Consider the following 7,389-nt stretch of genomic DNA (forward strand, 5'->3'; position numbering starts at 1 on the left):
CTCACACGACACCGGAGCGAACGAACGGCCCGGCTCACCTCGGACGGAACACGAGCTGACCTCCGCCTGCTCGCCGGTCGCCGGGTTCAGCCGGTACACCCGGATGGTCATCATCGCCATGCCCAGTCACCCCCCGGAACGGCCCCCGCCCGCGCGACCTGAACGCCGTGGATCCGGCGCGGGCCGACGTCGATCCCGTACGCGGCCAGCGAGGCCGCCCACCGCCGACGCCGCCGCACCCGCCGTTCCGCCCGGGTGGCCCGCCGCCGCGCGGCCAACTCCCGCTCCCGCTCGGCCACCTTCCGCTCATGCGCGAGCACGAACGGCCGCACCAACGGGGTGTCCACCGGCCAGAACACCTCATCCGCCGGATCCGGAACGGGCTCGACCGGCACCCGGGGCAACCGCAACGTCGGGATGCCCACCACCGCAGCCGCAACCGCAGCCACCCGATCCGGTCCGTTCTCCGACCCCACCGCACCCCGGCGGGGGACGACCTGGGAGGGCGCCGACCCGGCCCGGTGTCGTCCACGCGCGCGACACGGGAACAGGCGTCGCAATAATCCGCCCACGCCGATAGTCTTCGGCATGCTGACGCTCCTTCTCAGCGTTGGCCATGCCCCGGGACGCAGGCCCGCGTCGCCGGGGTCTTGTTGGTCTTTCAGCATGGCGACGAGAAAGGGGTGTGGCGTCCACACACTGTGGACGCCACACCCCTTGACGTACTCTCGGTAGCACTACACGCCGCACCACAGACAGAACTCGCGCAGCTCGTCCGGGATTCGCGCCTTCGCCCGTCTGATCGCCGCCGACACCTCAATCGTCTGGGGGTGGTAGCGCGTTTGCTGGGGGGCTTGCTGACGAGCCTTCAGGAGGGAATCGAACGCGGATTCGTGCTGAGCGGTCCACACCTGCGCGCGTGCAAGGTCGAGGTAGAAATGGCCGACGCGGCCGACCGGGAAATCGTCGGGAATCCTCACGGCCTTGGCTCGCTTCAACGCCAGGGAGTGCTTGTCCCGGTCGGCTGCGGCTGCTACAGCATGGAATTCCACGTTGGTCGGCCCGAAGGTCAGTTCGTAGCAACTGGTTTCACCGGTCCCCTTGGCAATGGCGCGCGCCTCGTCCAGCCAGGCGTCCGACTCGTCCAGGTCGCCTCTCCTCGCCGACAGGATGGCGCCCTTGAGATGCAGCGCACCGCGCACCGCGCGTGTTTCCGCACGCCCGTCGTCACCGAGGTCGCTCAGTGCCTGGGTCACCAAGCGCAACCCTATGTCCAGTCCCGGCGCGCCTCCCTCGAAAGCGGTCTGCGCGCGCATCCACCGTTCGATGGCTACCTGCCTGGGGTCCTCGGACCGTGCTGCGGCCTGGGCCATGCGCGCCAGAGCGAGCCGTGCCAGGTGCATCTCGCCGACACGATAGGCGACTCGCCACACGCCCCGCGCCGCCTCGGTCTGCATCCAGTGCAGTTCGGCGCGCTCCGCGTCGCTGTGTCCCAGTTGAAGCGAATGCAGGATCTCTTCCATGAGGGAAGGCAGGTTTTCCGCGAGCCCGACCAGGTCGGCCTTCTCCCGCATCGCGCGCGTTTTCATCACGTCTCCGCGGATGGCGACCAGCGACCGGGGTGGTACCGCGTCGTCAGGCGCCGCCAGGTCCCAGTTGTCAAGTGCGGCCCCGAGCGGCTCGATCATCTGGTCGAGCCGGTCCTTTTGCATCTGTTCCCGGTAGGGCTGGCCGCGCAGGTGGGACACACCGACCGAAAGAGCGCGCGCGACGGAGGCGATAACCTGCTCACTCGCGTTGCGCTCCCCGCGCTCGATCATGGACAGCATCGAACGCGACACGTGGGCCTTGGCCGCCAACTCTCTGAGGGAGTAGCCGCGCACGTCCTCCCGCAACTCGCGGATACGCGCGCCCACACCGCCAGGAGGTACGTCAACAGGGTGCGGCATGTCGATGACTCCCGTCCCGAAACCGTGACTTCTTCGACGGTACCTCAGGTCGCAAACGGCACCCGCCGCCCGTGGGAGGGCATGGCTCGGCCGGAAGAGGCGCCGCAGCTCACCAGGGCCCAACCTGGGCAGGACGTAGCGACCGGAGGCGTCGCGCTTGGCCGCCGAGTGTGGGGTGCCCGGTCCGCCGACGCCATGGCCGGGGGGAAGCAGGCGCCGCGCGTCAGCCTCCAGCACCGACGGCAGCAGTTCCGAGACCATTTCCAGAACGGACCCGACAGACCCACCACCCCGGAAGGCACCTCGATGGGAACCCGCACGATCCGCCGCACGAGCGTCACCCTGCCCGATCTGGACGGGCCCGGCCGGTACCTGTCCAACGTGTCCTCGCTGGAGGGCGGTCGCGGCTGGATCGCGGAGTTCCGCTACGGCGACGCGGACCTGCGCGCGCTCGACCTGACCGACGTGCACCTGATGGACGGGCGCATCTCCGGGCTCAAAGCCCAGCGTGCCCGGTTGGTGAAGCTCCGCGTCGACTCGGTGGAGTTCACCGGCTGCGACCTGGCCGCCCCGCACTGGTCCGACAGCAAGGTCTCCCGCGCCGTCTTCCGCGACTGCAAGCTGATGGGCGCCACGCTGGAGGACGTCACCCTCGACAACGTCCTGTTCGAGAACTGCAAGCTCGACTACAGCACCCTCGCCCGCGTCCGCGCCACCGGTCCGGTGATCTTTTCCGAGTGCTCCCTGCGAGAGACCACGTTCGCCATGGCCGACCTGAACGGGGCGGCGTTCGACCACTGCGACCTGCGGCTGACGGAGTTCGACGGCGGCACGTACCGTGGTATGGACCTGCGCGGCAACGACCTCTCCGAGCTCTGCGGCCTCGCGTCGCTCAAGCAGGTGATCACCGATCGGGCGCAGACGCTGCAACTGGCCGCGGCGCTCGTCGCGGAACTGGGCGTCACCTTCGGCGAAGACTTCGACGACGACTGACATCGCCGCCCCGCTCCTCGCCGCCCTCACACGAAGATGGCGATCGCCCGCACCTCCAGCACGCCCTCCTCCGCGTTCCAGTCCTCCACCTTGCCCAGGCACCGCGCCGAGAACGTCCCCCGGCGCACGTCCGCGTTACGCAGCCCCTCCGTCGCGCACGTGACCCGCACGCGCGGGCCGTCCTCCGGGTCCTCCGGGTTGCCGTACGGCGCGTGAAAGACCGTTTCGTCGGGGCCGCGGTGCGGGTCGTGGGCGGCGAGGCGGAAGCGGGCGCGCAGCAGGACGTAGTCCTCCACGTCCCGCAGCCGCAGGTCGCGGGCCTGGGAGACGGAGCGGCCGGTGGCGGTCAGGGTGCGGGCCAGGGCGCCGTTGTGGCGGACGGTGCCGGTGACGAGGTTGACGTAGACGATGGCGTCCTCGTCCTCCAGGGCGCTGACGAGGATGCCGATCACGTCGATCGGCGAGGACTCGCTCACGTACTTGCTGACCTTCTCCTCCCCCCGCTGCCTGCCGACTCCGGCCCGCGCCCCGGCGACCGCGGACTCCACCCGGGCCTCCGTGCTGCCGCTGGTCTTGCGCTCGACCTGCTGGGTCAGGGCCTCGGTGTACCGGCCCATCCGGTACAGGTCCATGACCGCCTCGTTGTGCAGGTAGAAGCACAGGCTGCCGGTCAGGCTGCCGTTGGCCGGGGCGCCGCGGCGGCGCCACTCGCGCACGCCGAGCGCGGCGAGGGCCACGGCGCTGGCCACGGCCAGCAGTCACAGCAGCATCCAGCCCCACCACAGGTCCCACCACATCTCACTGAACACAGCCGCGGGTCTCCTGGAAGGCGTCGAGTAGGGAACCGGTCCGGGCGTCGACCATCCGCCCGCCCGTGGCCCACGCCGCGCGGTCCAGGGCGGCGGTGCCCGCGTCGCCGTAGCGGATGGCGTAGGTGTGCACGGCCCGTACGGGCGCGGGCCGCTGGCGGTAGCGGGCCAGGAAGGTGTCGAGGCCGATCCCGGTGTTGCTCTCGCCGTCGGTCATCAGCACGACGGACAGCGGCCGCCCCGGGCCCGCGCGCAGCAGGTCCGCGACCCGGTCGTACGCGCCGTCCAGCGTGGACCACACGGCGGTGGAGCCGTCGAAGTCCTCGGAGGCGACGAAGGCGCGCAGCGCGGCGAGGTCCTTCTCGTCGCGGTAGGTGAGGGTCCGCTCGGCCAGTACGCGGCTGCCGAAGCGCACCACCGTGATCCGCTCGCCCCGGAAGAAGCGGACGAACCGGCCGGTGTGCGAGGTGTCGGAGCCGCTGAGCCCGTCGAACGCGGCGCGCAGCTCGGCGATCCGCTCGCCGCGCATGGAGCCGGAGAAGTCCAGCAGGAAGAGGGCTTGGGACGCGGGCGCCGCGGGCGGGGGCGGGCCGGTCGGGGCGCTGCCGGGAATGTCCTTCGGGGTGTCCGCCGCGTAGTCGGCCAGCAGGCGCGTGACGACCTGCTGCTGGTCGGGGAAGTACAGCGCGTTGCCGATGGGCCTGCGCAGCCTCGGGTCGCGGCGGATGCCGGTGTCCAGCGGGCGGCGCAGCGTGCGCTCCATGAGCTTCCGCTGGGCGTGCTCGCCGAGCAGCCACGCCACGACTTTGTCGTACGCCGGACGTTTGGCCGGGTCGAGCAGCAGAAGAGGGTAGTCGGACAGCACCATGCCGTCCTCGGGGTAGACCACCTCCAGCGGCTCGCGCAGCCTGCCGCTCGCGTTGAGGGCGAGCAGTTCGGACTCGTAGGTGATCAGCGCGTCGGTGCCGTCCTGGTGGCGCACGTAGGCGTCCGCCAGGTCGCCGGTGGACCGGCCGGTGACCGCCTGGCCGGTGAGGAAGCCGCGCAGCCGGTCGCAGGCCACGTCCTGCGGGCGCAGCGCCGCGCCGGTGCCCGCGGCCGCGGTCGCCACGCCGACGAGCGCGGACAGGCCGCTGTTGGTGTGCCGGGGGTCGGCCATGGCGTACCGGAACGAGCCGGTGGCGGCGGCCGCGGCCACGTCCGCCCAGGAGATCCGGCCGTCCGGGCTGGCGTGCCGCAGGCGCTCGGCGGCGGCCCGCCTCATGCCGATGACCAGCGGGGACATCATGGTGCGGGTGGACAGCGGGAGCCCGGTGCGGGAGCCGGACGCCGCGAGGCGCAGCCGCAGCCAGCGGTCGGAGGACAGCCAGGCCAGGTCGTGGCGGTAGTGGCCGGGGGTGAGCGCGTCGCTGGCGTCCACGGTGCCCTGGTAGTCCATGTGCAGCGTGACGCCGGTGTCGTGGCGCAGGTCGTCCAGCAGCGGGCCCAGGTCGGCGAGTTCGGAGCTGGCCAGGACGTCGAGGGTGACGGACTTCCGGCCGTCGGAGGAGCAGGACGCGGTGGCCAGCACGGCGGCGGCGAGCAGGGCGAGGGCCAGGCAGGCGCGGGTGAGGGCGGCGGTCGGGCGCACGGTGCCGCGGGCGGTGCGGGGGGTGCCGGCCCGGCGCGCGGTTCGGGGCGTACGGGCGGCGGGGCGCGGGCCGCCGGTCCGGTGCGGCCTGCTCATCCGGGCCCTCCGGTCCGCGCGGTCCCGCCGTCCGTCCCGTCAGCCGTCCCGTCGTCTGTCCCGTCGTCCTCCCCGTCGTCCGTCCCGGGCCGCAGCACCGCCGGCGGGCAGTCGCCGATGACGGAGATCATGCGTTCGAGGAGCCGGAGGCTCGGCATGGCCGTCCTGGTGTCGTCCGCGTCGTCGGCGGGTACAGGGATGTCCCGCTCGCTCAGGAACCCGCTGAGCTGGTCGCTGTCCACCGCGCCGGCCGGGTCCAGCACCCGGAAGCCGAGCTTCATCGCGCGCTCGCGCAGGGCCCGGTCCTGGGTGATCAGCTCGCCGAGCCGGTCGGCCCGCCGGTTGAGGGCGATGAACTGGGGCTGGGTCACGAACTGCGTGGACGGGTAGAGCAGCACCCGCTCGGTGTCGACCTCCTTGCCGTGCGCCCGGCGGTAGGCCTGGTAGGCGAGGTACTGGTGCTCGTACGCCACGACGACCGGGGCGATGTCCTTGCCCTCCGGGGAGGTGTAGGGCTGGAACACGTCGGCCGAGGGCATGCCCTGGCCGACCAGCAGCGGCTTGATCTCGGAGGCGAGGCGGTCCGCGGCGCGCGGGGAGTCGGGCACCCTGCCGTCGTTGCGGGTGAAGGCGACCAGGCCCAGGTACGTGCCGGCCGAGTTGGACCCGCAGATGTTGGAGGTCTGGGCCAGCACCATGTTGCCGTTGGCGGCGCCGTGCCGGCGTATGCCGAGGTCGTTCCACCGCCTCCCGCCGTCGACCAGCCTCAGGAAGCGGTTCATGTCGAGCGTGTAGTACAGCGCCGGTCCGCCGCCCGGGCCCGCGGGCTGCGCGGTGGCGACTCCGGCGTCGCGCAGGGTCTCGGCGTACTCCCGGTAGGTGGCCAGGGCGATCGGGCTGACGAACGGCCGGTAGACCTGGGCGTACTGCCGCCGCTCCCGCCGGTCCGCGGTGATCAGGTCACCGGCCGGCTGGCCCGAGGGGAACACGAAGTCGTACGGCTCCAGATCGCCGACGGCCACCTCGCGCGAGCCGGACGTCGTCACGTGCACCTGTATGTGATGCCGCATCAGGATCCGCCGGACCTGCCGGTCCTCGAAGAACTCGGACTTCGACCCCATCCGGCCTTCCAGGGTGACGATCCGCTCGAACGGCAGCAGCACGTTCCCCGAGACGGCCAGGGCTGCCGTGGAGGTCAGCAGCAGGGCCAGCAGTACGGCGGCGGAAAGCAGGAATCGCCGGCGCGTACGCAGCGACGACGCCCGGCGATCGATGGTGAGACGCGGTTCCTCGGCTCTCGGTCTTCCCCCGGTTGCAGACACGTGGCGCAGTGTGGCACCGGAAAACAACGGAAGGGATTATTCCATGGAAACCGGTGAAGTCACCTCGCGGGCACGGGACGTCACGGATCGTGGGACGGGCGAGCGGTCAGCGTCCGGCGCCCGCTGTGTGCCGCCGACCCGGCGGCCGGGGCGGCGGCGCGGGAGACGTGAGGGGGTGGGACTGCTCGTCCTCCGGCAGCGGCTGCTCGGTCCAGATGCACTTGCCGGTGGGCGTGAAGCGGGTGCCCCAGCGCCGGGCCAGCGCCGCGACCAGTTGCAGGCCGCGGCCGCCCTCGTCGGTGACCGCGGCGCGGCGGATGTGCGGGGTGGTCAGGCTGCCGTCGGAGACCTCGCAGATCAGGGTCTGGCTGCGCAGCAGGCGCAGGTAGATCGGGCCCTTGGCGTGCCGGATGACGTTGCCGACCAGCTCGCTGGCCAATAGCTCGGTGGTGGTCGCCAGGCTCTCGTCCACGTGCCACGCCTGAAGCTGCTCGCGGACGTGGTCGCGGGCCTGCCCGGCCGCGATCGGGGCCTCCGGCAGCCGCCAGAGGGCCACGTCGTCGGGGGCCAGGCGGCGGGTGCGGGCGATC

General features: G+C 71.9%; 7 protein-coding genes. 1 reads left to right on the forward strand and 6 read right to left on the reverse strand.

Annotated elements, in window-relative coordinates:
* Window positions 1–110: 110 nt before the first annotated feature.
* Together RKE29_RS26285 and RKE29_RS26290 are read right to left on the reverse strand one after the other, a co-directional pair.
* The gene (locus RKE29_RS26285) at window positions 111–590 is read right to left on the reverse strand and encodes a hypothetical protein (RefSeq protein ID WP_312008144.1); all 480 of its coding nucleotides are present in this window, start codon (window positions 588–590) and stop codon (window positions 111–113) included.
* Window positions 591–737: 147 nt separating this feature from the next.
* Window positions 738–1,916, reverse strand: a complete 1,179-nt coding sequence (locus RKE29_RS26290; RefSeq protein WP_312008145.1) for a helix-turn-helix transcriptional regulator — start codon at window positions 1,914–1,916, stop codon at window positions 738–740.
* 339 nt (window positions 1,917–2,255) lie between these two features.
* Between RKE29_RS26290 and RKE29_RS26295 the strand changes: the two genes are divergently transcribed.
* Complete coding sequence (locus tag RKE29_RS26295; RefSeq protein WP_312008146.1) at window positions 2,256–2,942, forward strand: pentapeptide repeat-containing protein; 687 nt, start codon at window positions 2,256–2,258, stop codon at window positions 2,940–2,942.
* 26 nt (window positions 2,943–2,968) lie between these two features.
* Here the strand turns inward: RKE29_RS26295 and RKE29_RS26300 are convergent, their stop codons facing one another.
* The 4 genes from RKE29_RS26300 to RKE29_RS26315 all read right to left on the reverse strand — a co-directional run.
* Window positions 2,969–3,691 (reverse strand): hypothetical protein, encoded by a 723-nt coding sequence (locus tag RKE29_RS26300; RefSeq protein WP_312008147.1) that lies wholly within the window; start codon window positions 3,689–3,691, stop codon window positions 2,969–2,971.
* A gap of 49 nt (window positions 3,692–3,740) precedes the next feature.
* Window positions 3,741–5,477 (reverse strand): VWA domain-containing protein, encoded by a 1,737-nt coding sequence (locus RKE29_RS26305; protein ID WP_312008148.1) that lies wholly within the window; start codon window positions 5,475–5,477, stop codon window positions 3,741–3,743.
* A complete protein-coding gene (locus tag RKE29_RS26310; protein WP_312008149.1) occupies window positions 5,474–6,799 on the reverse strand; it encodes a hypothetical protein in 1,326 nt (441 codons plus the stop codon). Before RKE29_RS26310 ends, RKE29_RS26305 begins: the two co-directional genes overlap by 4 nt.
* A gap of 106 nt (window positions 6,800–6,905) precedes the next feature.
* The coding region (locus RKE29_RS26315) for an ATP-binding protein (protein WP_312008151.1) at window positions 6,906–7,389 on the reverse strand (484 nt) is incomplete at its 5' end.

The sequence above is a fragment of the Streptomyces sp. B1866 genome, from assembly GCF_031932565.1.
In the GTDB taxonomy this organism is placed as follows: domain Bacteria; phylum Actinomycetota; class Actinomycetes; order Streptomycetales; family Streptomycetaceae; genus Streptomyces.